Here is a 630-nt window from a genome sequence, read left to right on the forward strand (position 1 = left end):
CCCCCCCCGCGCGAGCCCGGCCGGCCCGGGGCGCGCCCCCGCCCGCCCGCGGGCCCGGCCCCCGAAGGCGATACCCTCTCCCGCCACCCCATCCGCTACCTGCCCGCACCGGGCGCCCCGCCCGTCTTCGCCACACCGGACGGCCGCGCCGTCTTCCATGCCCGCCCATGGATGCGCCCCGAGGAATGGCCGGACGAAGAGTTCCCCTTCGTGCTGAACAGCGGCCGCCTGCAACATCAGTGGCACACCCTCACCAAGACCGGCCGCGTCGAAAGCCTCAACCGCCTCAACCCCGGCCCCTTCGTCGAGATCGCCGCCGAAGACGCCCGCGCGCTCGGCCTCCAGCCGGGCGATGCCGTCCGCATCGCCTCCCGCCGGGGCAGCATCACGCTGCCCGCGCGCATCACCCAGGCCATCCGCCCCGGCACCTGCTTCGCCCCGTTCCACTGGAACGACCGTTTCGGCGACGACATCGCCATCAACGCCGTCACCTCCGATGCCGTCGATCCCGTCTCCCTCCAGCCCGGCTTCAAGCTCTGCGCCGTCGCGCTGGAACGCATCGCGGCCTCCCCTCCCGCTCCCCGGCCCGAAGGACAGAACGACATGCCCCCCGGACAGATCGCCCGGCAT

The 630-nt window shown here is 74.0% G+C and carries 1 protein-coding gene; it reads left to right on the forward strand.

Annotated elements, in window-relative coordinates:
- A partial coding sequence (locus ABF821_RS09575; protein ID WP_415529844.1) for a molybdopterin dinucleotide binding domain-containing protein occupies window positions 1–630 on the forward strand: 630 nt, incomplete at both ends.

This window comes from Gluconacetobacter sp., assembly GCF_047721585.1.
GTDB lineage: Bacteria > Pseudomonadota > Alphaproteobacteria > Acetobacterales > Acetobacteraceae > Gluconacetobacter > Gluconacetobacter dulcium.